At 70.0% G+C, this 23,228-nt stretch carries 21 protein-coding genes and 1 other RNA gene; 11 read left to right on the top strand and 11 right to left on the bottom strand.

Annotation, left to right across the window (positions count from 1 at the left end; genetic code table 11):
• Positions 1-218: 218 nt before the first annotated feature.
• Positions 219-1,850: a protein kinase domain-containing protein gene (locus ABLM29_RS11690; RefSeq protein ID WP_349714282.1), complete on the bottom strand. Its 1,632-nt coding sequence runs from the start codon at positions 1,848-1,850 to the stop codon at positions 219-221.
• A gap of 246 nt (positions 1,851-2,096) precedes the next feature.
• Between ABLM29_RS11690 and ABLM29_RS11685 the strand changes: the two genes are divergently transcribed.
• The 4 genes from ABLM29_RS11685 to ABLM29_RS11670 all read left to right on the top strand — a co-directional run bounded on the left by ABLM29_RS11685 (position 2,097) and on the right by ABLM29_RS11670 (position 6,819).
• On the top strand, positions 2,097-2,573 hold the full coding sequence (locus tag ABLM29_RS11685; RefSeq protein WP_349714281.1) for an ASCH domain-containing protein: 477 nt from the start codon (positions 2,097-2,099) through the stop codon (positions 2,571-2,573).
• A 173-nt stretch (positions 2,574-2,746) separates the two neighbouring features.
• Positions 2,747-4,180, top strand: a complete 1,434-nt coding sequence (locus tag ABLM29_RS11680; RefSeq protein WP_349714280.1) for a DUF2510 domain-containing protein — start codon at positions 2,747-2,749, stop codon at positions 4,178-4,180.
• A gap of 366 nt (positions 4,181-4,546) precedes the next feature.
• Positions 4,547-5,854 carry a DUF6884 domain-containing protein gene (locus tag ABLM29_RS11675; protein WP_349714279.1) on the top strand — a complete coding sequence of 436 codons (1,308 nt, stop codon included), beginning with the start codon at positions 4,547-4,549 and terminating at the stop codon, positions 5,852-5,854.
• Positions 5,855-6,450: 596 nt separating this feature from the next.
• Complete coding sequence (locus ABLM29_RS11670; protein ID WP_349714278.1) at positions 6,451-6,819, top strand: hypothetical protein; 369 nt, start codon at positions 6,451-6,453, stop codon at positions 6,817-6,819.
• 412 nt (positions 6,820-7,231) lie between these two features.
• On the opposite strand, the gene ABLM29_RS11665 is transcribed toward ABLM29_RS11670, so the two are convergent.
• Entirely contained in the window at positions 7,232-8,125 is an 894-nt protein-coding gene (locus ABLM29_RS11665) for a nuclease-related domain-containing protein (protein WP_349714277.1), read from the bottom strand.
• A 141-nt stretch (positions 8,126-8,266) separates the two neighbouring features.
• Positions 8,267-8,642, bottom strand: an RNA gene (rnpB, locus tag ABLM29_RS11660) — RNase P RNA component class A.
• A gap of 52 nt (positions 8,643-8,694) precedes the next feature.
• On the opposite strand from rnpB, the gene ABLM29_RS11655 reads away from it, so the two are divergent.
• On the top strand, positions 8,695-9,126 hold the full coding sequence (locus ABLM29_RS11655; RefSeq protein ID WP_349714276.1) for a tetratricopeptide repeat protein: 432 nt from the start codon (positions 8,695-8,697) through the stop codon (positions 9,124-9,126).
• A 351-nt stretch (positions 9,127-9,477) separates the two neighbouring features.
• On the opposite strand, the gene ABLM29_RS11650 is transcribed toward ABLM29_RS11655, so the two are convergent.
• The 3 genes from ABLM29_RS11650 to ABLM29_RS11640 are packed head-to-tail and all read right to left on the bottom strand — an operon-like array spanning position 9,478 to position 12,784.
• The gene (locus ABLM29_RS11650; protein ID WP_349714275.1) at positions 9,478-10,317 is read right to left on the bottom strand and encodes a transglutaminase family protein; all 840 of its coding nucleotides are present in this window, start codon (positions 10,315-10,317) and stop codon (positions 9,478-9,480) included.
• The gene (locus ABLM29_RS11645) at positions 10,317-11,252 is read right to left on the bottom strand and encodes an alpha-E domain-containing protein (protein WP_349714274.1); all 936 of its coding nucleotides are present in this window, start codon (positions 11,250-11,252) and stop codon (positions 10,317-10,319) included. Before ABLM29_RS11645 ends, ABLM29_RS11650 begins: the two co-directional genes overlap by 1 nt.
• Complete coding sequence (locus tag ABLM29_RS11640) at positions 11,246-12,784, bottom strand: circularly permuted type 2 ATP-grasp protein (RefSeq protein ID WP_349714273.1); 1,539 nt, start codon at positions 12,782-12,784, stop codon at positions 11,246-11,248. The genes ABLM29_RS11645 and ABLM29_RS11640 overlap by 7 nt, the downstream gene beginning before the upstream one ends.
• Positions 12,785-12,875: 91 nt before the next feature.
• Between ABLM29_RS11640 and ABLM29_RS11635 the strand changes: the two genes are divergently transcribed.
• Both ABLM29_RS11635 and ABLM29_RS11630 read left to right on the top strand, forming a co-directional pair.
• Positions 12,876-13,079 carry a hypothetical protein gene (locus tag ABLM29_RS11635; RefSeq protein ID WP_349714272.1) on the top strand — a complete coding sequence of 68 codons (204 nt, stop codon included), beginning with the start codon at positions 12,876-12,878 and terminating at the stop codon, positions 13,077-13,079.
• Positions 13,080-13,385 (top strand): hypothetical protein, encoded by a 306-nt coding sequence (locus tag ABLM29_RS11630; RefSeq protein WP_349714271.1) that lies wholly within the window; start codon positions 13,080-13,082, stop codon positions 13,383-13,385. It abuts the gene before it with no gap.
• Between the two features lie 57 nt (positions 13,386-13,442).
• Here the strand turns inward: ABLM29_RS11630 and ABLM29_RS11625 are convergent, their stop codons facing one another.
• Positions 13,443-14,552 (bottom strand): zinc-binding dehydrogenase, encoded by a 1,110-nt coding sequence (locus tag ABLM29_RS11625; protein ID WP_349714270.1) that lies wholly within the window; start codon positions 14,550-14,552, stop codon positions 13,443-13,445.
• Between the two features lie 194 nt (positions 14,553-14,746).
• On the opposite strand from ABLM29_RS11625, the gene ABLM29_RS11620 reads away from it, so the two are divergent.
• Entirely contained in the window at positions 14,747-15,313 is a 567-nt protein-coding gene (locus tag ABLM29_RS11620) for an HhH-GPD-type base excision DNA repair protein (protein WP_349714269.1), read from the top strand.
• 277 nt (positions 15,314-15,590) lie between these two features.
• A complete protein-coding gene (locus tag ABLM29_RS11615) occupies positions 15,591-17,039 on the top strand; it encodes an RNA polymerase sigma factor (RefSeq protein WP_502889219.1) in 1,449 nt (482 codons plus the stop codon).
• 49 nt (positions 17,040-17,088) lie between these two features.
• Here ABLM29_RS11615 and ABLM29_RS11610 read toward each other — a convergent pair whose 3' ends face one another.
• The 3 genes from ABLM29_RS11610 to ABLM29_RS11600 form a co-directional block, all read right to left on the bottom strand.
• Positions 17,089-17,904, bottom strand: coding sequence for a hypothetical protein (locus ABLM29_RS11610; RefSeq protein WP_349714268.1), 816 nt, complete (start codon positions 17,902-17,904; stop codon positions 17,089-17,091).
• A gap of 52 nt (positions 17,905-17,956) precedes the next feature.
• Positions 17,957-18,793 carry an EamA family transporter gene (locus ABLM29_RS11605; protein WP_349714267.1) on the bottom strand — a complete coding sequence of 279 codons (837 nt, stop codon included), beginning with the start codon at positions 18,791-18,793 and terminating at the stop codon, positions 17,957-17,959.
• A gap of 111 nt (positions 18,794-18,904) precedes the next feature.
• Entirely contained in the window at positions 18,905-19,135 is a 231-nt protein-coding gene (locus ABLM29_RS11600) for a DUF7455 domain-containing protein (RefSeq protein WP_349714266.1), read from the bottom strand.
• Positions 19,136-19,431: 296 nt separating this feature from the next.
• On the opposite strand from ABLM29_RS11600, the gene ABLM29_RS11595 reads away from it, so the two are divergent.
• Positions 19,432-21,525, top strand: coding sequence for a DNA gyrase/topoisomerase IV subunit B (locus tag ABLM29_RS11595; protein ID WP_349714308.1), 2,094 nt, complete (start codon positions 19,432-19,434; stop codon positions 21,523-21,525).
• A gap of 16 nt (positions 21,526-21,541) precedes the next feature.
• Positions 21,542-21,916, top strand: a complete 375-nt coding sequence (locus ABLM29_RS11590) for a hypothetical protein (RefSeq protein ID WP_349714265.1) — start codon at positions 21,542-21,544, stop codon at positions 21,914-21,916.
• 95 nt (positions 21,917-22,011) lie between these two features.
• Here the strand turns inward: ABLM29_RS11590 and purT are convergent, their stop codons facing one another.
• Entirely contained in the window at positions 22,012-23,226 is a 1,215-nt protein-coding gene (purT, locus tag ABLM29_RS11585) for a formate-dependent phosphoribosylglycinamide formyltransferase (RefSeq protein WP_349714264.1), read from the bottom strand.
• Between the last annotated feature and the right edge of the window lie 2 nt (positions 23,227-23,228).

Here is a 23,228-nt window from a genome sequence, read left to right as displayed (position 1 = left end):
TCCCCAACGAGTGTGTCCCGACGGGCGAGCCCCAACTGGGAACGCCGCAGGCCAGCACCGTCGGTGGTGCGGCGTGGCGCAAGGTCCGGGCGGAGGACCGTCCCGGCGCCGTCACACGCGGCGGTTCGACGCGCCCAGTTCGGGAGTCGATCCAGGCTCCGCACGTGCGGCCCTATGCGACGTTGACAGGAGTGGGCGGGAGGTCGAGATCCGTTCGGTCACATTGCGCAGTCTTGGCGATCGCTTTCCAGAACTAGCAACTCCACCACATCGTCATATACGCCGATTGTGTAGAAGACGCCGGGCGCGACTTGCGGGTAGAGGTTGCCCATCCGGTCGGCCGACGCGGCGGGATAGGCTGTAAAGACTTCATCGGCGCGCGATCCGATGCGGATGCCTTGGGACGTTGCCATCTTGCCCGTGAACTCGATGTACACGACGCGTTTCAATGCTACGGAGTATCCGGCGTAGCCGCCCGCTCGGAGCGAATAGCGTACGCAAGGGGCATCGGGACTGCCGCTAAAGTTTGCGACTTCTCCCGTGTCGAGCAACTGTTCACGGGTCATGCCGAGTTTTACCGCGCCGTAGCCGACCCACCGATTGCCGCCGTATCCGGGCGGCGGCTGATTCGAGGATCGGCCTCCGCTGCTCGCCGGCGCCGTTGTACGAGAGGCCGCCGATGAATCGCCGTCGGTTTCGTCGGACGTGGCGGTGAGGTGGTTGCTGTCGCTGTTTGGGGTGGTCGTTGACGCGGTCTGAGGGGAGGACTGGGGTGTCGATGCGGCCTGCGACTGCGCGGGGTCATGGAAGTCCGCTGCCCCCACGGCAAGGATGATTCCTGCAGCCGAGGCGACAAATAGGGCAGCGACGACCTTAAGGACGCTGCGTCTGATCCGCGACGACTGGGGTATCGCGGCCTGCTCGACCGCCAACGAGGTGGCCGGGATGGTTGGGACGGCGACTTCTCCGGTGGTCATCGGATCCCAGGCGGTGGCGACGAGTTCTCCGGTCACCACATCGCCTGCTCCGCCGAGGTGGGTGGCGATGTCGGCGGCAGTTGGGCGCTGTGATGGGACGGCGTCAAGGGCAGCGACCACGACATCAGCCAGTGCGGGATGGAGCTTGTTCGGAATCTCGACTTGCCCGGTGCTCCATTGTCTCAGTTGCTTGAGACTCTGGTCGGGGGTGGCAGCTTCGAAGGGGGAGTGTGCGGCTGCTGCATACCAGCAGACACACCCCCATGCGAATACGTCGATGGCTGGCGTCGGCTCCGCAAGTGGATCGAGTTGCTCGGGCGCCATCCACCCAGGAGAGCCTGGCGCCAGTGCGCCCGTTCTGGTGACTCCGCGGATGTTGGCCCAGGTAGCGACGCCGAAGTCGATCAGCCGTGGGCCTGTGTTGGTGCAGATGATGTTGCCGGGCTTCAGGTCTCGGTGAATGACCCCTTTTGCATGCAGGCTTGTCAGGCCGCTGGCAAGCACGGCACCCAGCGCAAGCTGCCTGGCGGGCGCGAGCGGCCCTTGGCGCGCCACGACCTCGGCGAGCGTGGGTCCTGAGATGTACTCGATGGCGACCCATTGGCGCTCGGCGGTGAGGTCGGATGCGAGGACCTGAGGGACGAACGGACTCTCCACCGCTGCAGTGGCCAGAACCTCCGAGCGAAATCGTCGGCGCGCCTCGGGATCATCAGCGAAGTCGAGCTGGACGGCCTTGACCACAACGGCTTCGCCGGAGTCGGTTCGGGCGAGATAGGCAACCCCCATGCCACCGGCGCCTAAGCGGGCGAAGACGTCGAACCGGCCGAGGTGCTCAGGATCGCCTGGTTTGAGTGGCCGTGTCAGGGGGTCCATGGTGGCGGGGACGCTAAGGTCCGGCACCCGCCGGTTAAGGCTGATTGGCCGGCATATACCGAGACTTCGGTGCCCGGGCGCGTTGGCCAGGCGGTTGACTGTGGGCGACAGTCCGCCGGGGCCTGAGCGGGATCGCCCGGGGTAAGTGGCGGCCCAGCGAGGACCCTCGTCGCGGCGCTTGACACTGCCGCTTCGCGGCGAAGTGCCCCGGGGGCGAGGTGGATCGGTCGCGGCTAGGGTGGCACCGTGGTCGAGGCACGCACCGGCCAGCCGGCGGTGGACGATATGTGGGCGGCGTACGTCGCGGCCAGTGGGTACGACGGTCCGCTGGCGTGCTCGTTCGCGTTCGGTGACTCTGCAGAGATGGCCGACGAGCTCGGCCTACTTGTCGTCCATGGACCGAAGCGCGCGACCGCGGGACTGCTGGCAGCCTTCGAGGCGGAGAACGAACCCTTGCCCCAGGTGGGTGATCGGAGCATCGTGCTCGGAGGAGACGGGACTCCGCTGGCGGTCATTCGCACGACGGAGGTCCGGGTGGGAGCGTTGTCATCGGTCGACGACGCGTTCGCCTGGGATGAGGGCGAGGGAGACCGAACGCGGTCCTGGTGGCTGGACGCGCACACCCGGTTCTTCACGCGAGAGTGTCGCGCCCTGGGACTGGTCTTGGCTGACGACACCGAGGTCGCGTTTGAGCGATTCGAAGTGGTCTGGCCGACGAGCTGAGCGGCTCACGTTCTTCAGCATGCCTGCCGGGCCCCTGCGGCGTCCCAGCCCGATAGGCGGCGGTATGCAGCACCGGCGCCGCTCGCGGATCCGCGAATGCCTCCGCCGGTCCTCGCGCGCGGTACTCCTGCAAGTTCCTCGCCTCGCGCTGACAGTCACGCAATGATGGATCGGTGGATTTCAAGGGGTACAACGGGACGATTTCGATCGATGGCGATCGGATGACGCTGACGCATTCCGGGTTGGTCGCCAAGGCCGGCGGGCTCGTCAGGGACCAGCCGCGTTCGATTCCACTGCAGGCGGTCTCGGATGTCGCCTTCAAGGACGCTTCGCGGATGGCCAACGGGTGGATCACCCTCGGCCTCGGGGGCGCCAACGCTCTCTCGCTCACGTCAAGCACGGCAGCCTCGAATCCCGACACTGTGATGTTTAGGCATAAGGACGCCGAACGGTTCCGCGACCTGCATCGGTGGCTGGTAGGCGTTGCCCAGAAGAACCTTGAACTCGGGATCGACTTCGCCGGCGTCGCTTTCGACGCGGCGGGCGTGACCCGCAGTGAGCGCATCCAAGCGAAGCTCGACAGCCGGACGGCCAATCCGGACGAGAACTCGGCCGCGATGAATCCCGCCGCAGGGTGGTACCCGGACACCACCGGGGACGGTCGGTTGCGGTACTGGGACGGCGCCGCATGGACCGACCAGTTCGCGCCAATGCCCGACCGACAGACTCCGACAGCGGCGAGCATGCCACCAGTGCGCGGGAAGGTGGCCAGGGACGAGCGGCCGTTCGGCCGGGCCGTGCCGCCCTGGACGGAGAAGCTCGTCTACCAGGACATCGTTGGCGAGTCCTTCCACGAAGACGCCTTCAAGGCGATCGCCGCGGAGTACGGGCAACGCACCCTGCCCGACTGGGGCTATGAGATCCCCGAAGCCGTGGCCGCGATCGTGCCCGACCCAGACAACGCGTTCGATCCTAACGCCGTCGCCATTTGGGTAGAAGGTAGGCACCTCGTTGGGTATCTCCCTCGAAATGTCGCGTCCTTGTACGCACCCAAGCTCGAGGCGCTTGAGCGTGGCACCTACCTGCACGTGCCTGCGCGGGTTTGGATCGGGCGCGACGACTGGGACCAGGACACCGGCGCTCGAAAGAAAGGCGGGGTTCGCGGCAGCGTCAGCGTTCGTCTGCCCGAACCCGACGGCATCTACCCGTTCAACGACCTACCCGACGAGCCGCACACGGTCCTCCCTTGGGGGCGCGCAGTTCAGATTGCGGGGGAGGAAGAGCATATGGACGTGCTGCGCACCTTCGCTCTCGGGTCGGACCCGCGCCACGTCGCCGCGACCCTGCATGTGGTGGACGAGGCACGGAAGAATGGCGACCCCGTACGTCTCGTTGAAGTCCGTCTAGACGGCGAACGTGTCGGACTGATGAGCAAAGTGACTAGCGAACAGATTCGCGACCTCGTCTCATTCGTCGCCGACAAGGGTCGCGTACCCGTTGCTCGGGCGATCGTGAAGGGGTCGGATCTTCGCGCCGACGTGACTGTGCACGTCGCGCGCACCAGCGACGTACCGCACAAGTGGCTCGAAGCAGTCGACACACCCTGACGCGGGCATCCGGCAATGCGCTGATCCAGCCGCAGAGTGATCCTGCGGGATGATGAACCACGATGACGGGCCTGGATCTGACGGCTGGCGTCGGGAGCAGGGCTGAGAAACTCGTTATCAACCATGGCTGGCGACGCACTCCGTGCGAAGACGAACGAGCGCCTGCTCGTGAACAAGGGCTTGGCGGCCGGTCCTAGGTCCAGGCAGCGACCTAGGGTCAGGGGCGGCGCTGGCCCTGCCACCACTGCCAAAGCAGCGAGTAGCCCACCGCGAAGACGATGAGCACGATCCAAACCAGCGGCTCCGGCACGCCCGCGAGATTACGCACCCGTCCCCTGCTGTCGGTGGGGTGCGCTAGAACGAGACATGGAGTTCACGCTGGACGGGGAGCGCTTCCAGCTCACGCCGGAGCTGGTGCGGTCGCGACTCGTCGACCAAGCGCCGGAAGACATCCGTGAGTACTGGGTGGAGATTGACGGCATCCGCTGGCCGGTGAAGCAGGTCATCTCGCTCGCGACCGGCGTGTCCGACCGGCAGCGCTTCCAGTCCCAGTCCTCCCGCCGCTGGCTGCAGCGGCTCGGTTTTGCGATCGGAGGCGGCAGCACCACCTCTGGGGCCGCTGGTCAACGCAGACCCACGACCCCGAAGGCGGCACGGGCTTCCGCCAGTTCTGCTCCTCGCCGGCGAGCCGACGTCGTCCTCGTGGGGTGCGTGAAGACCAAGCTTGTCCACGGAGCACCCGCCAGGGATCTCTACGTCTCGGACTACTTCGCGAAGATGCGCGCCTATGCCGAGGCCAGCGGTCTGCCGTGGTTCATCCTGTCGGCTGAGCATGGCCTGGTGAGCCCGGATGAGTGGCTTGAACCGTATGAGCGCTACCTGCCTGACACCCCGCGCGACTACCGGCGCTCATGGGGGGAGAAGGTGGCTGAGCAGCTGCAGCAAGCGATCGGGCCGCTCGACGGAGTGGTCGTCGATGTGCACGCCGGGTCGACCTACGTCGAGTCCGCCGAGCCGGCACTGCGCATGCGCGGCGCTGAGGTTCTCGATCCGCTGAGGGGACTGACCTTCGGGCGGCGTCTGTCGTGGTACCTCGAGCACGAGGTGGCAGCTTCAGCTACTGCCTCGACGGTCCTCTCGCAGGTGCGCGACCAGGATCAAGCGATGACGCTGGACGAGGTCGTTGCGACCGGCAAAGCCAGTTTGCGCGTCCCGGGTATCTACAGCTGGTGGGCTGACGACCCCGGCGCGCTCGACCTGACAGAGGGTCTGGGGCACCAGATCCAGCCCGGGCTCATATACGCCGGATTGGCTGGTGCGACCAGGAAGAGTGGCGCCTCGTCATCAAACACACTTTGGGGTCGGATTACGACCATGCACCTCGGCACGCGACATGAGTTCTCCACGCTCCGTCGCAGCCTGGGCTCGATCCTGGCGAACGCCTACGGGCAGGCAGTCATTGATGAGGAGCAACTGACACGGTGGATGCACGCCCATCTTCGGGTCGTCCCCGTCCCGGTCGCTGACGCCGACACGCTCGATGAGCTTGAAACAGAGGTTCTTGCAGAGCTAGATCCGCCCCTGAATCTCGCCAAGGTCCAGCGGACGCCCCTTCGCGCGCGTCTCTCCGCTCTCCGCAAGCAGTACGGCGGTGGCGCCTCGGCCCCTCGGTAGGTGAGGAGTCGGCGTTGGCGGCTGCGCTGGAGGAACGTCAGTTGAAGTTCAGCCCATGCTCACGGGACATCAGGACGCGCTTCCAGTACGCCTCGCGGTCGAGCACGTGCTGGTCCTTGGTGCGCATCGACCAGAACTCCAGCAACGCGGCTCTGAGGTTGCCCCGCGCTTACTCGACGCCCTTCGCGCTGACCACGGCGGCCAGGCCGACGGTGCCCCCGTGCAGTGTCTCTGAGTACTGGCGGAGCCGATCCCAGATGTCGACATCGCCGTAGGCAGCTCCAACGTAGGGCTCGCCGGTCGTCCGGTCATGGAGGACGTAGACAGCCGAGGAGCTCGAGCACCGCGCCCAACTCCTGGTTGAAGCGAATCCGTCTTCTCGCGGCGTTTGTCGAGGCACTTCGTGGAGTCGACGGCGTGAGCAGTCAGCCCGTTTTGTCGGCAGAGAAGCGGGCTGAGCCAGCGCTCCGCCCGGTCGCTGGCTAGACGCATCCTCGATCGGCGGCGTTGGGGTCGCCCCCACGGACTACGATGTCGTTATGACCGCACAAGGCGGTCAGCAGACGGCTGCTCTAGCGGCCAGAAAGTGGTGACACATGCCTGTCCCCGTGATGTTCGTGAGCGTCAACAAGACGTTCGATCCCGCCTACACCCTCGCCGAGCTCGAGCCCTGGGTCGAGCGCGCCTGGGCCATGACCGTCGCTAAGGCCTCCGCCTGCGACCGTGTCGTCGCCGTATTCGACCAGACCCCGGTCGGCTGCTGGCGTATCCGCGGCGTCTTCACCACCGAGGAGACGTACGAGACCACCGGCGGACCCCGACAGCGCGTTGGGCTCAGTCTCGGTGAACCGTTGCCTATCCTGCGGGCGTACACCGAGGTGCCTGCGCTGCGCCGGGGATCGGCGACGTTGGCGCTCGACATCCAGCCCCTTGGGCCCGAGCGTGACGAGTCGCTGATCGCGTAGCTCGAAGCGCAATCGCCGCCGGTCCACTGCAATTGGCCGGCGGCGACTGCACGTCGTGAGTGGCGATCACCGTGCCGCTTGATAATCGCCCGCACCGTTTCCACGTGGATGCCGTAGGCGCGAGCCAGCTCCTTCTTGAAGGCGCCGGCCTCATGCCGGGCGACCACCTCGGCCTGCTCCTCCTCGGACAGGCGAACCTGCTTCTGACGTGGCCCGGACCCAGTGCTGGGCGGCCCGCCTGGTGTCCTGACCTGCGCGAACCCGATGTCGGGGATCCTCCGCAGCGCGAGACCAGGGCCCGAGAGTTGTCCTGTTAGGTCCACCTGAGCGGACAACCACCGAGGACGGTAGGTCGCGCCGGCCGCGTCATAGTGGGCGGTTCGACGCGCCTTGCGGACTCCATCCAACGGCGTCAGGAGCGAGGTAGCGCGGCCGCGATCGCGGCGTAGAGGTCCGCGATCTCGCTTTCGAGAGGTCCCGGCCCCATGAGTCGCGGGTAGAGCTTCTTCGGCCAAATAACCTCTACGCCGCGGGTCGTGAAGGCACCACCGATCAGCGGCCAGTCGGCTTCGATGAAGCAGAGCACGCCCGTGACCGGAACTTGTTCGCCGACAATGCCACGCACGACGTCGACCTGCTTGAGCACGCCCTCGACGACCTTGGTGCAGTCGCGTGTGCCGACGAGCAGCTTCTCGGTGCGGGGGCGGAGGAGGCCGCCCTCGACCTTGAGCGACGGGCGGCCCCTGTAACGCTTGGCGTCGATGACGTAGATGCCGGACGGCGTCACCGCGATGTGGTCGATGTTCGCCCGGGAGCCGGGGATGCGGCGGTCGTGGAGGACGCGCACCGAGTCGGAGGCCAGCGCGTTGAGCTTCTCGCCGAGGCGCTCCTCGCCGATGGCGCCGGTCTTCCAGGCCGTGGTCGACTGCGGATCGTCACTCAGCGCCAGGATGAGGCCGCCGAGCTTCGGGTGCTTCTCGCGGATGCGGTCCTCGCGCTTGGCCTGGCGACGCTCGAACTCGCGGCGGGCCGAGGCGCCGGGAGTGCCGGCGTCGATCGGCTCCGGGGTCTCGACAGGCTCGACCACCCGGGTCAGCGGCTCGTCCGGCTCCGGTGACTTCGAGGTTTGCTGCGCTCGCACCTCAGCCACCGCGCCGGTGGGGGAGCAGTCGACGCACCGGACGGTCTTCGTCGCGCGTTCGTAGATCGCCTCGGCCCGCGCCGGTAGGTCGGCGCCGCAGAGGCGGCAGGCGCCGGCGTAGCGGAGCTTCATCCGCTTCTCATCCGCGACGGCGCCCTCGCTCATGACAGCGCACGCTAGTGCCGGGCGACGGATGCGGATGGTTGTTCGATCCGACCGGCGCGCCACAGGTCTGCGGACTCGTGCGGACTAACTGCGGACTGAAACAGTCCGAGATCAGGGTTTCCGCAGGTCAGCGGCCTATAGGGGACGGGCTGGCCTGTAAGCCGGGTTCTGTCCCTGTTGCCAGGGGGCGACCATCCATCTAGGGCCACCGTTGCCGGTGGCCTCGAGCGACCTACCCGTGCACTCGGGCGAGCAGCCCTCTCGGTCGGAACCGTCGTGCACTGTCTGGTCTTGCTCCGGGTGGGGTTTGCCGAGCTGCCCCGGTCACCCGGGGCACTGGTGGGCTCTTACCCCACCGTTTCACCCTTACCTGCCTCCCTGAGGAGACCGGCGGTCTGTTCTCTGTGGCACTGTCCCGCGAGTCACCTCGGGTGGGTGTTACCCACCACCCTGCTCTGTGGAGCCCGGACTTTCCTCGGGACCCCCGAAGGGATCACGCGGTCGCCCGGCCAGCCCGTCCGCCCTCCAGACTAGGGAACAACCGGCCCGGTCGCACAGTTGAGGTGGTCATGCACGAGCCCGCCTTCGACGCCGAACCGACCCTCGCCGCGCCCGCGGTGGTGTTCCCCGGCCAGACCGGCGCGCCGGAGACGGCGTACCGCGACGCCTGGGACCTGCTGTCCCGCCGCGCGCCGCGGGAGGCACTGCTGCTCATCGAGCCCGCCCTGGAGTCCGACCCGCGCAACCGGGGTCTCCGCAGTCTCCGTGCGTGGGCGTTCATGATGCGCGCCCAGCTGGTCAAGGCCGAGGAGGAGCTGTCCGCGCTCGTCGAGGACGATCCGTCCGACACCTGGGCGCGCCACGCGCTCGGCCGGGCGCTGGAGCGCCAGAGCCGGTACGACGACGCGCTGGGCCACCTGCGCCTCGCGGCCGTGATGAGCGGCGACGTCGAGCACGAGCTCGACGTGCTGCGGGTAGAGCGGCTGGCCGGCCGCATCTGACGCGCGCTGCGGCAGCGTCCGGGCGCCGCGGGGGAGTCGTGTGCCTGAGACCTACGCATAGCGGGTTCTCGGGTACACGACTGCTGCTAGACCAGCTGATCCCGCCGCTGCCAGATGGGTCGTGTGCCTGACACCCGCGCATAGAGGGTTCTCAGGTACACGACCCACCCAACCCGGGGTCTCGGGCACACGACCCACCGCCGCCCGGGGTCTCAGGCACACGACCCACCACCGACCGGGGTCTCAGGCACACGACCCACCACCGACCGGGGTCTCAGGCACACGACCCACCACCGACCAGGGCCTCAGGCACACGACCCACCACCCACCAGGGGGCAACGGCAGCAAGCGTCAGGACACCCGCGTCACCTGCACGGACACTTCCATCTGCGACGTCTCGGCGCCGGAGTAGATCCCGCGCAGCGGCGGCACGTCGTCGTAGTCCCGTCCGCGGGCGATCGCGACGTACCGGTCGTCGGGGGCCGCGTTGGTGCTGGGGTCGAACCCGCGCCAGCCGTCGTCCCACCACTCCAGCCAGGCGTGGGAGTCGCCGGCCACGGTCTCGCCGACCACCGGCTCGACGGACGGGTGCACGTACCCGGACACGTAGCGCGCCGGGATCCCGATGGCGCGGAGCGCGCCGATCGCGAGGTGGACCATGTCCTGCACGACGCCGGCGCGCTGCTTCCACGCGGTGGCGGCCGGCGTCGAGACGTCGGTGGCGCCGGGCTGGTACTCGATCGCGTCGTGGACCAGGCGGCAGATCTCGCGGGCGGCGGCGCCGGGCAGCGCGGCGACGTCGGCGACCGCACGCACCTCGGCCAGGAAGTCCGCGGGCGGGGCGACGAGCTCGGGCAGCATCAGGTACTCGGTCCAGCGGTCGGCGATCTCGCGCTCGGCGTACGCCTCCCACGGCGTGCTCGGGTCGGCCGGGTCGGCGCGGTTGACCTGCACGGTCGAGGTGGCGACGACCTTCATCGACTCGTGCGGGTCCGCGACCTCGAAGGCGGCGACCAGGTTGCCGAAGTAGTCGCTGTAGGAGAACGACCACGGCGCCGGCGTCACCTCGAGCCGGTGGTGCACGACGATCTGCTCCGGCGAGGTCACCGGCCTCAGCCGCGCCTGGTTGTAGGACGCGCTGGCCGTGCCGTCGTAGGTGAACTCGGTGGTGTGCACGATCCGCAGCTGCATCACACCCGCACTCCCTTCCAGGAGACCGCCTCGGCGCCCGCGAAGTAGCGCCGGGTGATCGCGTCCGTGGCCGCAGCGCAGGTCTGCTGCAGCCGTTCCATCTCCTCCGGCAACCCCGTGATCAGGTCCGCGAGCGACCGGTACTCCAGCTCGGCCCGCGTCCGCCCGATCAGCCGGTGCGCCTCGTCCTCGAACCCGGCCCGCCGCGGCTCGTCGCCCAGGTTCTCCAGGCACTGCTCGGCCCGCGCCAGGGAGAACGCCACCGACCGTGGGAAGAGCCGGTCCAGCAGCAGGAACTCCGCCGCCGCCAGCTCGGTCTCCAGGCCGCGGTAGGTGCGCAGGAACGCCTCGTAGGCGCCCGAGGCGCGCAGCGTGGTCCGCCACTGCTCGGCCGAGCCTCCGGCGAGCGCCGTCGAGGCGACCATCCGCGAGGTCATGTCGGCGCGCTCGATGAACCGCCCCAGCACCAGGAAGTGCCAGCCCAGGTCGCGGGTCATCGTGGCGTCCGCGGTGCCGTTGATCAGCGCGGCGCGCTCGCGCACCCACTGGAAGACGTACGGCGGCCGCAGCGACTCGAAGCGGCGCGACGGGATCGAGAGGTACGTCGTGTTGATGACCTCCCACAGCGGCACCGAGAGCGTCTCCCGGGCGCCGCGGGCGGCCTCGCGCGCCGAGGTCAGGGCATTGGCGATCGACCACGGGGAGGACGGCGAGTACGCCAGCGCCGCCAGCACCCGGTCCACGCTCAGCGTGTCGGGGAAGTCCTCGGGCTCGATGCCCATGCTGGCCAGCAGGTCCCGGCAGGTGTGCTCCTCGTCGACGGTCGCGTCCTCCAGCACCAGCTGGGTCTGCACGTCGAGGATCCGTGCGGTGTCCTCGGCCCGCTCGACGTAGCGGCCGATCCAGAACATCGACTCCGCGATCCGGCTCAGCATGCGTCGGTCCCTTCGGTCGCGATCTCGCCGGCCACCGAGTCGGCGGCCGAGGCCTGCTGCTGTTGCTGCTCCTGCTGCTGCCCGACCGTGATCGACTCCAGCGGACCGGCGAGCACCCAGGTGTCCTTGGACCCGCCGCCGCGCGAGGAGTTCACGATCAGCTCGCCCTTGGCCAGCGCCACCCGGGTCAGGCCGCCGGGCAGCACCCACACGTCGTCGCCGTCGTTGACCGCGAACGGGCGCAGGTCGACGTGGCGCGGTCCGAGCTCGCCGTCGACGAAGGTCGGCACCGTGGAGAGCTGCACCACCGGCTGGGCGATCCACGCCCGCGGGTCCTCCAGCAGCTTGACCCGGAGCACGTCGAGCTCCTCGGCGGTGGCGCGCGGCCCGATCACGATGCCCTTGCCGCCCGAGCCGTCGACCGGCTTGAGGACGAGCTCGTCGAGCCGGTCCAGCACCTCCTCGCGGGACTCCGGGTCGTCGAGGCGCCAGGTGTCGACGTTGCGCAGCACCGGCTCCTCGGAGAGGTAGTAGCGGATGATGTCGGGCAGGTAGGTGTAGACGAGCTTGTCGTCGGCCACGCCGTTGCCGACCGCGTTGGCCAGCGTCACGTTCCCGGCCCGCGCGGCGTCGATCATGCCGGGGCAGCCCAGCATCGAGTCGGCGCGGAAGTGCACCGGGTCGAGGAACTCGTCGTCGATGCGGCGGTAGATCACGTGCACCGGGGCCAGGCCCTTGGTGGTGCGCATCATCACCTCGCCGCGGCGGCAGACCAGGTCGCGGCCCTCGACCAGCTCCACGCCCATCGTCCGGGCCAGGAGGGCGTGCTCGAAGTAGGCGCCGTTGTAGACGCCGGGGGTCAGCACCACGACGGTCGGGTCGGTGACACCGGCCGGCGCCGCGGCCCGCAGCGCGGAGAGCAGCCGCTGCGGGTAGCCCGCGACCGGGCGGATCCGGTGCTGGGTGATCGTCTCGGGCAGCGCGGCGGAGATGGCGCGCCGGTTGGTCATCACGTACGAGACGCCCGACGGCACGCGGGCGTTGTCCTCGAGCACCCGGAACTCGCCGGCGTTGTCGCGGATCAGGTCGATCCCGGCGACGTGCACCCGCACGCCGTTGGCGGGCCGGATCGTGGCCGCGGCCCGGTGGAAGTGCGAGGAGGTCATGATGACCTCGCGCGGGATCACGCCGTCGTTGAACACGTTGCCGGCGTCGTACACGTCCGAGAGGAACATCTCGAGCGCCTTGACGCGCTGCTGCACCCCGCGGTTGATCGTGGACCAGGTGTCGGTCTCGATCACCCGCGGCAGGATGTCGAGCGGGAACGCACGCTCCTCTCCGCCGATGTCGAACGTGACGCCCTGGTCGAGGTAGCTGGCCTGCAGCGCCTCGACCCGGCTGACCAGCTCGGGGGTCGTCATCTTCTCGAGGGAGTCGCGCAGGCGGAGGTACGGCGAGCGCAGCTGCGCACCGTCGAACATCTCGTCAAAGGCCGGCCCGCCTGCGCCGTAGCCGTCGAACATGGTGCTCATGTCCGGACCCTACTCATGCCGGGTAACGCTCGTGTTGCGTCGGGGCCGCGGATCGGCGGGCGCGGGCGGTGGTACGGAGTAGGTTCACCCCATGGCGTACTGGTTCTGTCTCAAGCACCACACCGTCGAGGGCACCGAGGGCTGCCCGAACAAGGACCGGCTGGGTCCCTACGAGACCGAGGCCGAGGCCGCGCGGGCGCTGGAGAAGGCCGCCGAGCGCACCGAGGCCTGGGAGCACGACCCGGCCTGGAACGACGACGTCGAGCCGTCCGGGGACGCCGAGAGCGGGGACTGAGTGGCGCGTCGGCGCCGGGTGCGGCGGGTCAGCCTCGACCCGGCGACCGGTCGCCCGGTCTCGCCGTGGCCGTTCGCCGGCCTGGTGGTGATGGCCGCGTCGCTGCTGCTCTACCTGGCCAGCGCCGCGATCGTCCCGTGGTGGGTGCTGGCCGCCCTGCTGCTGGCCTGGGCGGTGCTGCTGGCGGCCTGCTTCCGGGCGTTCCACACCGCCCCGCGCCGCCCGGTGTGGCTGGGGATCGCGTCGCTGGCCCTGTGGGCCGCCGTGGTGCTCGGCGGCGCGAACGCGTTCGGCTGGGGCGGGTAGCACCCGCCCCAGCCGAAGGGGTCGATCAGCCGGTCTCGGGGACCGGGTCCGGTCAGGTCAGAGACCGGGCTTGATCAGGATCTTCGCGTCGGTCGGCGAGGTGCCGAGCTTCGCGACCGCGTCCGCGATGCCGTCGTACCCGACCTCGCCGGTGATCAGCGGCGAGGCGTCGACCTCGCCCGAGGCCATGATGCCGAGGGCCTGCGCGTACTCCTGCGGCGTGTAGTAGAGCGTGAACTTGATGTCCAGCTCCTTGAGGATGCCGGTGCCGGGCTGGATGACGTCGTCGCCGAGGTTCATTCCGGACACCATGATCCGGCTCGCCGGGGGAGCGCCGGTCATCATCTGGGCCAGCAGGCCGGGGACGCCGGTGCACTCGAAGCCGACGGTCGGGCGCAGCGGCAGCTGGCCGGCGACCATGGTGGGCGTCGCCATCTTGGCCGGGTCGTCGGTCGCCGCGGCGGCCATCCACGCCTGGTAGGCGTTGTCCGTGGCCGGGTCGACCACCACGTCGGCACCGACGCGCTTGGCGAACTCGCGCCGCTCGGGCGAGAGGTCGGTGGCCACGACCGGGCCGATCCCGCGGGCCTTGAGCAGCAGGATGGTGGCCAGGCCGATCGGGCCGCAGCCGACGACCAGCGGCACGTCGTTCTCGTCGATCTCGATGCGGTTCAGCGAGTGCAGCGCCACAGCCATCGGCTCGGTGAGCGCGGCGAGCTCGTCGGAGACGTTGTCCGGGACCGGGACCAGCAGCTGCTCGTTGACGACGGCCTTCTCGGCGAAGCCGCCGGGGGTCTCGATGCCGCCGAAGCCGACCAGGACGCTCTGCTCGCGCGGCAGCGCGGGTACGGCGACGACGCGGGTGCCGACGGGGAGCTTCTGCTCGGTGTCGGGGCCGTAGGCGGCGATCTTCGCGGAGAACTCGTGGCCGAGGACGAGCGGCTTGGTGAGGTCGAGCATCTCCACGCCGAAGTTGCGCTGCGAGGCGGCGTTGAACGCCTCGGGGTGGTGGATGCAGGACTTGTCGGAGCCACAGATGCCCGTGGCCAGCACGTCGACCAGGACCTCGCCGGGACCGGGCGTGGGCTCGGGGATCTCGGTCAGCTCGAGCTTGCCGTCGGTGAGCACGACGGCGCGGATCATGGTGCCCTCGTCGTTGAGTGCCATGGAATCTCCTATCCGGGTGAGGACGCGTTCGGACCTCTCGCCCTTCATCGTGGGCAGATTCCTTGCGCCGAGACTTGACCTGGCGCGACAACTCTTTGACTGCGGGTGACAGGCGCGCGCGCCACACCCGGGCGCGCGGACCGCGCGGGGGACGGCGTTGTGCGCGTCTTCCGGGGCGCAGGGACAATGGGCGCATGGCGATCCACATCACCGGCGACGACGCCGCCGACCAGCTGCTCACCGACTCCCCGTTCGCGCTTCTGGTCGGGATGATGCTGGACCAGCAGTACCCGATGGAGCACGCCTTCGCGGGCCCGCACAAGGTCAACGGCCGGCTCGGCTCGTTCGACCCTGCGCAGATCGCCGCGGCCGACCCGGAGGAGTTCGCCGCCCTCTGCGCCACCACGCCGGCGATCCACCGGTTCCCGGGCTCGATGTCGGCGCGGTTGCAGGAGCTGGCCCGGATCGTCACCGACGAGTACGACGGCGACGCCTCCCGCATCTGGACCGAGGCCGCCGACGGCAAGGACCTCGCCAAGCGACTCCAGGCGCTGCCCGGCTTCGGCGCGCAGAAGGTGAAGATCTTCGTCGCCCTCCTGGCCAAGCAGCTCGGCGTGGTCCCGGCCGGCTGGGAGAAGGTGTCCGGCGACTACGCGCTCGAGGGCTACCGCTCGGTCGCCGACGTGGTCGACCCCGACTCGCTGCAGAAGGTCCGCGACTACAAGAAGCAGAAGAAGGCCGCCGCCAAGGCCGGTGCCTGAGGTTGGTCCCGGGCCCGACCCGGTCCCGACCCCGGCGTGAGGTTCGCCATGGCGTCCGCGGCGTGGCGGACCGGCCGGACAGGGCCGCGGCCCGCCTGCCGGCGTACCGGCTCGTGGTCGGTGTCACGGCGGCGGCGACGGCGTCGGGGCGGGAAAAGGTCTGGGCCGGCTCAGGACTTCACCGCGGCCGTGGCACAATGAAGGCAAGCGGTCTTGACGCCTCCGGGCTTCGCCGCGCCCTGACTGCCCGTATCGGAATCTCCGCAAGTATCGAGAGGTGTTCGTGTCCTCGAACGCACGCAAGGTCCCGACCGAGGTGCTTGAGCACCCCTCCATCGTCGCTCTCATCGAGCGTGCGGCCCCGACCGGGAGCGTGACTCCCGAGGATGTGCGCCAGGCGTTCACCGACGCCGCCGTCGCGCCGGCCCAGCTCAAGCCGCTGATGGCCCACATCACCGGCCTGGGGATCACCGTGGCGATGCCCGCGGACACCCGGGCGGTCGCGGCCACGTCGAGGACCGCCACCAAGAAGGCCGCCGCCAAGAAGGCGGCCCCGGCCAAGAAGGCCGCCGCCGAGGCTCCTGCGAAGAAGGCCGCGCCCGCCAAGAAGGCCGCCGACGCCGAGCCCGCCGCCGCGGCGCAGGCCCCCGCGGTGGGCCCCGACGGCAAGAAGGTGCTCCCGGACATCTCCGACGAGCAGTTCGAGAAGGATGTGAAGTCCGACCCGTCGATCGCCGAGGACGAGAAGGAAGCCAGCTTCGTCGTCTCGGCCGCCGACGACACCGACGAGCCCGAGCAGCAGGTCATGGTCGCGGGTGCGACCGCCGACCCGGTCAAGGACTACCTCAAGCAGATCGGCAAGGTCCCGCTGCTCAACGCCGAGATGGAGGTCGAGCTCGCCAAGCGGATCGAGGCCGGCCTCTTCGCCGAGGAGAAGCTCGGCGGGGGCGGCAAGATCGCGCCCAAGCTCCACGAGGAGCTGGAGTGGATCGCCGAGGACGGTCGCCGCGCCAAGAACCACCTGCTCGAGGCCAACCTGCGTCTCGTCGTCTCGCTCGCCAAGCGCTACACCGGCCGCGGCATGCTCTTCCTGGACCTGATCCAGGAGGGCAACCTCGGTCTGATCCGCGCGGTCGAGAAGTTCGACTACACCAAGGGCTACAAGTTCTCGACCTACGCGACGTGGTGGATCCGCCAGGCGATCACCCGCGCGATGGCCGACCAGGCCCGGACCATCCGGATCCCGGTCCACATGGTCGAGGTCATCAACAAGCTCGCCCGCGTGCAGCGCCAGATGCTGCAGGACCTGGGCCGCGAGCCCACCCCGGAGGAGCTCGCCAAGGAGCTCGACATGACCCCGGAGAAGGTCGTCGAGGTCCAGAAGTACGGCCGCGAGCCGATCTCGCTGCACACCCCGCTGGGTGAGGACGGCGACTCCGAGTTCGGCGACCTGATCGAGGACTCCGAGGCCATCGTGCCCGCCGACGCGGTCAGCTTCACGCTGCTGCAGGAGCAGCTGCACGCCGTGCTCGACACCCTGTCGGAGCGCGAGGCCGGCGTGGTCTCGATGCGGTTCGGCCTCACCGACGGCCAGCCCAAGACGCTCGACGAGATCGGCAAGGTCTACGGCGTGACCCGCGAGCGGATCCGCCAGATCGAGTCGAAGACCATGTCGAAGCTGCGGCACCCGTCGCGCTCGCAGGTCCTGCGCGACTACCTCGACTGATCACCCGACGCCGAGTCGGCAGGAACTTTCTGCCGACTCGGCGTGGGACTCACCGAGTCGGCAGAGAGTTTCTGCCGACTCGGCGTCGTTTTTGCCCCGGTGTGCCCGGCTGGGCGGTGGTGCGAGCGGCGAGAGCGGCGAGGGCGGCGAGCAGCAGGGCGGTCGCGAGCAGCGCGGGGCGTCCATGGTGGTGGCTCAGCTCGGGCCTGATCATCAGCGCCGACAACCCGGCGGCCGCGGCGCACGAGCCGATCGCCGTCGCTCGCAGCGGAGCCCGGAGCCATCCGGCGCCCGCCACCCAGAGGCCGATCGGCGCCGAGTAGGCGAGCGCGAAGGCGCCGAGCGACGTGGCGTCCAGCAGGTCCGGAGCGCCCTCGGCGATGCCGACGGGCAGGGCCACGACGACCAGCGCGCCAGCGCAGCCGAGGAGTAGGGCGGTGGCGGGGTCGGGGCGCGCCGTGAACGCGCGCCACGAGACGAGCTGGGCCAGCGCGCACGCCGTCGCCACCGCGGCCGCCACGGCGACGACGGCCGCGAGGGCTGCGAGCTCGTCGGGCTTGCCGGCGTAGTTCCCGCCGATGCCGATTGCCGGCTTCCAGTGCTTGACCGCCACGAGGCCGTACCCGGCCAGCTGAGCTGCCGGCACCACGAGCGCGGCCGTGACCGCGGGTGCCCAGCGCCGGTCGGGGGCGAGGAGCAGTGCCGCGGCGCCAGCCACGCCCGCCACGGCGTACACCGCCGCCCACCAGGGATAGATCGTCGAGCCGGCCCAGTCCCGCACCAGGCGGCCCGGGTCCGGGGCGACCATCGCCAGCCCGGCGACCAGGAAGCCGATCAGCTGGAGCGCGGCCAGCGTCCTTCGCATGCGGGCACGCTAGACCCGCCGAGGTGGCCGCGGGCGGGATCGGCCGATCCGGTCAGCCGAGCGCGACCAGCGCGACGGCGCTGCCGCACAGCGCCAGGCCGACCGCCTGCGGCCGGAAGATGTGCTCGCGCAGCACCACGGCCGCGAGCAGCACCGTCACGGCGGGGTAGAGCGAGGTGAGCACGGCAGCGATGGTGAGCAGGTCGGACTGGGTGGCCAGGAGGAAGAAGAGCACCGCCGCGCTGGCCAGGAGGCCGGCCACGAAGCCCCAGCCCTCGCTGCGCTCCGTCGGGCGCCACTCCACGCCGAACGCGCCGGCGAGCACGAGGATGGTCGCCATCGCGGCGACCTGGACCATCGCCAGGGGCCAGTACCCGGCACCGTCGGGCACCTGGCCCAGCGCCAGGAACAGCACGCCGAAGCCGACGCCGGCGAGGACGCCGTCGACCAGGCCGGCGGTGCCACCGGGCGCGTCGGGGTCGGCGTTCGGATCCCGTGCCACCAGCCAGATGCCGGGCAGGGCGGCCGCGATCCCGAGCCACACCAGCGCCTCGGGGCGCTCGCCGGTCAGCACGCCGACGGCCACCGGCAGCAGGGCCGCGCCCACGGCCGAGACGGGCGCCACGACCCCCATCCGACCCGTGGCGAAGCCGCGGTAGAGGAACGCCGTGCCCGCGCCGCTACCGACACCGGCCAGCGCGCCCCACAGCAGGTCGGCGGTGGTCGGGTCGCCCTGGATGGTCGCCGCCATCACGAGGGCACCGACCAGGCCGCCCACCACCGAGAGCAGCGCCACCGGCCAGGCCGTCGTACGACGGGAGGCGATGCCCCCGACGAAGTCCGAGACGCCGTAGGCGGTGGCGGCGGCGAGAGCGAAGACGATGCCCATGGTGCGGGTGGATTCCTGACGGTCGTGGGGGAGGCGGCCCGGAACGGGTCCGGGTACGACGAAGGGCCCCGGTGAACCCGGGACCCTTCGTCGACTGATGGTGGGTGGGCGTCAGCGCTCGTCGTCGGGCGCGGTGGCCGGAGTTCCGGTCAGCTTGTGCGTCTCGTCGTGGACGCGGTGGGCGATCTCCTTCAGCGCCGTGCCGTGCTCACGGGCGTGGTGAGCGCAGAACAGCAGCTCCCCCCCGGAGTTGAGCTCGACACGGAGGTAGGCCTGAGCGCCGCACCGGTCGCACCGGTCCTCGGCGGTCAGCGGGGCGCTGGGGGCAACGGCAGTTGTCACGACGGCCTCTCTCTCTTCCTTCGGCACCCGAAAAGGGTGTCGCCCGGATCAACGTAGCGGCTGGATCAAAGATTCCCGTCCACGTGTGGTCTGACCCACGTCATACAACCACGGGAACCGCCGCGGGTGACCAGAATTTCACGGCCCGAAACAACCTTGTGACCGGCCGCGGCGGGCGCCTCCTCAGCGACCCCGATGCCGCCCCCGGCGCAGATGCCCGTGCGCTGGCCGGTGGCGACATGGTGGCCCACGTTCCTCGGGTGTGCCTGCAACGACCTCCGGCGTGTCGCGGGTAGATTTGGCTTGCGTTCGAAGGGAGTTCCACCATCGCCGACAACACCTACACCGCTGCCCACCTCCTGGTGCTCGAGGGCCTCGAGGCCGTGCGGAAGCGTCCGGGCATGTACATCGGGTCCACCGACACCCGGGGCCTCATGCACTGCGTCTGGGAGATCATCGACAACGGCGTCGACGAGGCGCTCGCCGGTGCCGCGCACCGCGTCGAGGTCACGCTGCACGCCGACGGCTCGGTCGAGGTGTACGACGACGGTCGTGGCATCCCGACCGACAAGGAGCCCAAGAGCGGCATGACCGGCGTCGAGCTGGTCGCCACCAAGCTGCACGCCGGCGGCAAGTTCGGCGGCTCGTCGTACGCGGCCACCGGTGGCCTGCACGGCGTGGGCCTGTCGGTCGTCAACGCGCTGTCGAGCCGCATGGACATCGACGTCGACCGGTCGCCGGCGACGCAGGGCATCTCCTTCCAGCGCGGTGTCCCGGGCGTCTTCGACGGCGACGGCCCGTCGGCGAAGTTCACCCCGCAGGTCGGACTGTCCCGCAAGGGCAAGCGCGTCGCGAAGGGCACCTCGGGCACCCGGGTCCGGTTCTGGCCGGACCGCCAGATCTTCACCAAGGACGCCGGCTTCGTCCTCGACGGGCTCATCGGCCGCGCGCGGCAGACCTCGTTCATCGTGCCCGGCCTCGAGCTGGTGATCCGCGACCTGCGCGGCCCCGAGCCGACCGAGGAGAAGTTCCGCCACGACGGCGGCATCGCCGAGTTCTGCGACTTCCTCGCCTCCGACGAGCCGGTCACCGACGTGCTCCGGCTGCAGGGCACCGACACGTTCACCGAGACCGTGCCGCTCCTCGACGACCACGGGCACCTGGTCCCGCAGGACGTCGAGCGCGAGCTCACCGTCGACGTCGCGGTGCGCTGGGGGACGGGCTACGACACCACGATGCGCTCGTTCGTGAACGTGATCGCCACGCCCAAGGGCGGCACCCACGTCTCCGGCTTCGAGGCGGCGCTGACCAAGACCTTCAACGAGGCGATGCGCGCGTCGAAGGCGCTCAAGGTCAACGACGACGACGTCATCAAGGACGACATCCTCGAGGGCCTGACCGGCGTGGTGACCGTGCGCCTGGCCGAGCCGCAGTTCGAGGGGCAGACCAAGGAGATCCTCGGCACGCCCGCCGTGCGCGGCGCGGTCCGCAAGATCGTGGCGGCACAGCTCAAGGAGTTCCTGACCACCACCAAGCGGGCCGAGAAGGCGCAGGCCAAGCTCCTGATGGAGAAGGTGGTCGGCGCCGCCAAGACCCGCGTCGCGGCCCGCCAGCACAAGGAGACCCAGCGCCGGAAGAACGCCCTGGAGTCCTCGACCCTGCCGGCCAAGCTGGCCGACTGCCGGTCGAACGACAACGAGCGCTCCGAGCTGTTCATCGTGGAGGGTGACTCGGCGCTGGGCACGGCGAAGTTCGCCCGGAACTCCGAGTTCCAGGCGCTGCTGCCGATCCGCGGCAAGATCCTCAACGTGCAGAAGGCCTCGGTCGGCGACATGCTGAAGAACGCCGAGTGCGCCTCGATCATCCAGGTCGTCGGCGCGGGCTCGGGGCGCACCTTCGACCTCGAGGCCGCGCGCTACGGCCGGATCATCTTCATGGCCGACGCCGATTCCGACGGTGCCCACATCCGGTGCCTGCTGGCGACGCTCTTCTTCAAGTACATGCCGGAGCTGGTGCAGGAGGGCCGTGTCTTCTCCGCGGTGCCGCCGCTGCACCGGATCGAGATCTCCAACCCCAAGAAGGGGCAGGAGAAGTACGTCTACACCTACTCCGACGACGAGCTGCAGCGGAAGCTCGCGGAGCTGAAGAGGAAGAACGTCCGCTGGAAGGACCCGGTGCAGCGCTACAAGGGTCTGGGCGAGATGGACGCCGACCAGCTGGCCGAGACCACGATGGACCCGCGCCGCCGGACCCTGCGCCGGCTCACCGTCGACGACGCCCAGGAGGCGACCGAGGTCTTCGAGCTGCTGATGGGCTCGGAGGTGGCGCCGCGCAAGGAGTTCATCGTGCAGGGCGCCTACGAGGTGGACGTCGAGGCGCTGGACGCCTGAGCGGGTGGGTTCGACGATGACGGTCCCGGAGACGAGGAAGGCGGTCACCGCGCTGCTCAAGCGGCGCGGTGCCAAGGCGCGCCGCGGTCACCTGCGGATCCCAGTCGACGCCCTGTTCTGGTACGTCGACCTGCGCGCCGAGGCCGCCGGCCCGCAGGCGCCGCTGCGGCTCGAGGTCGGCTGCTGGACGCCCGAGCTGCCGCCCGAGCCGGACGGCGGCGCCGTCGACTGCCCGCTCCTGCTCGACGTCGCGCTCGGCGCCGACCCGGTGGGGGAGACCGAGGCGTGGCTGGACCTGGTCACCGGCATCGGCGACCTCGCCACCCTGGCGTCCCGCCTCGACGACCTGCCGGGCGCCCTGGTCGACCGGGCGCTGCGCGACCACCTGTAGCGCGAGTTGGGGGAAAACGACCTCCGAGTCCCGGCTTGGCGACGCCTAGGTGTCGCCAAGCCGGGACTCGGAGGTCGTTTTCCCCCAACTCGCGGTTAGGTGAGGGTGACCGTCAGCGCGTTCGCGGCGGCCTCGGCGTTCGCGCGGGCCTCCTCGGTGGTGGCGCCGCGGGCCAGGGCGACGGCGACGCGGCGCTCGCCCTCCACGCGGGGCTTGCCGAAGAGGCGGACCTGCACGCTCGGGTCGACCGCGTAGGCGTCGGCGAGGCCGTCGAAGGACGGTACGCCGTGGCCGGAGACCTTGACGGGCCAGGAGGCCGCGGCGCCGGGCAGCCGGGTGGCGGCCACCGGCAGGCCGAGGACCGCGCGGGCGTGCAGCCCGAACTCGCTGACGTCCTGGCTGACCAGGGTGACCAGGCCGGTGTCGTGGGGGCGCGGGGAGACCTCGGAGAAGATCACGTCCTCGCCGGCCAGGAACAGCTCGACCCCGAACAGGCCGTAGCCGCCGAGGGCGTCGGTGACCTTCTTCGCGACGTCCTGGGCGGCGGCGACCACCGCGGGCGCCAGCGCCGAGCCGTCGGTCGGGTCCTGCCAGGACTCGCAGTAGTCGCCGTCCTTCTGCAGGTGGTGGACGGGGTCCAGGAAGAACGTGCCGCCGGAGTGGCGCACGGTCAGCATGGTGATCTCGGTGTCGAAGGCGACGAAGCCCTCGACGATGCACCGGGTGGTCTGGGTGCCGCGGCCGCCGGTCTGGGCGTACTCCCAGGCCGCCGCGACGTCCTCGGGCGTGCGGACCAGCGACTGGCCCTTGCCGGAGGAGGACATCACCGGCTTCACCACGACCGGCCAGCCCAGGTCGGCCGCCGCCGCCTCCAGCTCGGCCAGCGACTCCACGAAGGCGTACGGCGACGTCGGCAGCCCGAGCTCCTCGGCGGCCAGGCGCCGGATGCCCTCGCGGTTCATCGTCAGCACCGTGGCGTGGGCCGTCGGCGCGACCCGCAGCGGCCACTCCTGGGCCGCCTCGAGCTCGGCCAGCACGCCGGTGGCGATCGCCTCGATCTCGGGGATGACGACGTCGGGCCGCTCCTCGCGGAGCAGCGCGCGCAGGGCGTCGGCGTCCTGCATGTCGATGACGTGCGAGCGGTGGGCGACCTGCATCGCCGGCGCGTCGGCGTACCGGTCGACGGCGACCGTCTCCACGCCGAGGCGCTGGAGCTCGATCACCACCTCCTTGCCGAGCTCACCGGATCCGAGCATGAGGGCGGTGGTGGCCGCGGCGGACCGCGGCGTCCCGAGAGGGGAGAGGGGCATGT

This window comes from Nocardioides sp. YIM 152588 (genome assembly GCF_040191335.1).
GTDB lineage: Bacteria > Actinomycetota > Actinomycetes > Propionibacteriales > Nocardioidaceae > Nocardioides.
This window is presented reverse-complemented; position numbering and strand designations above follow the sequence as displayed.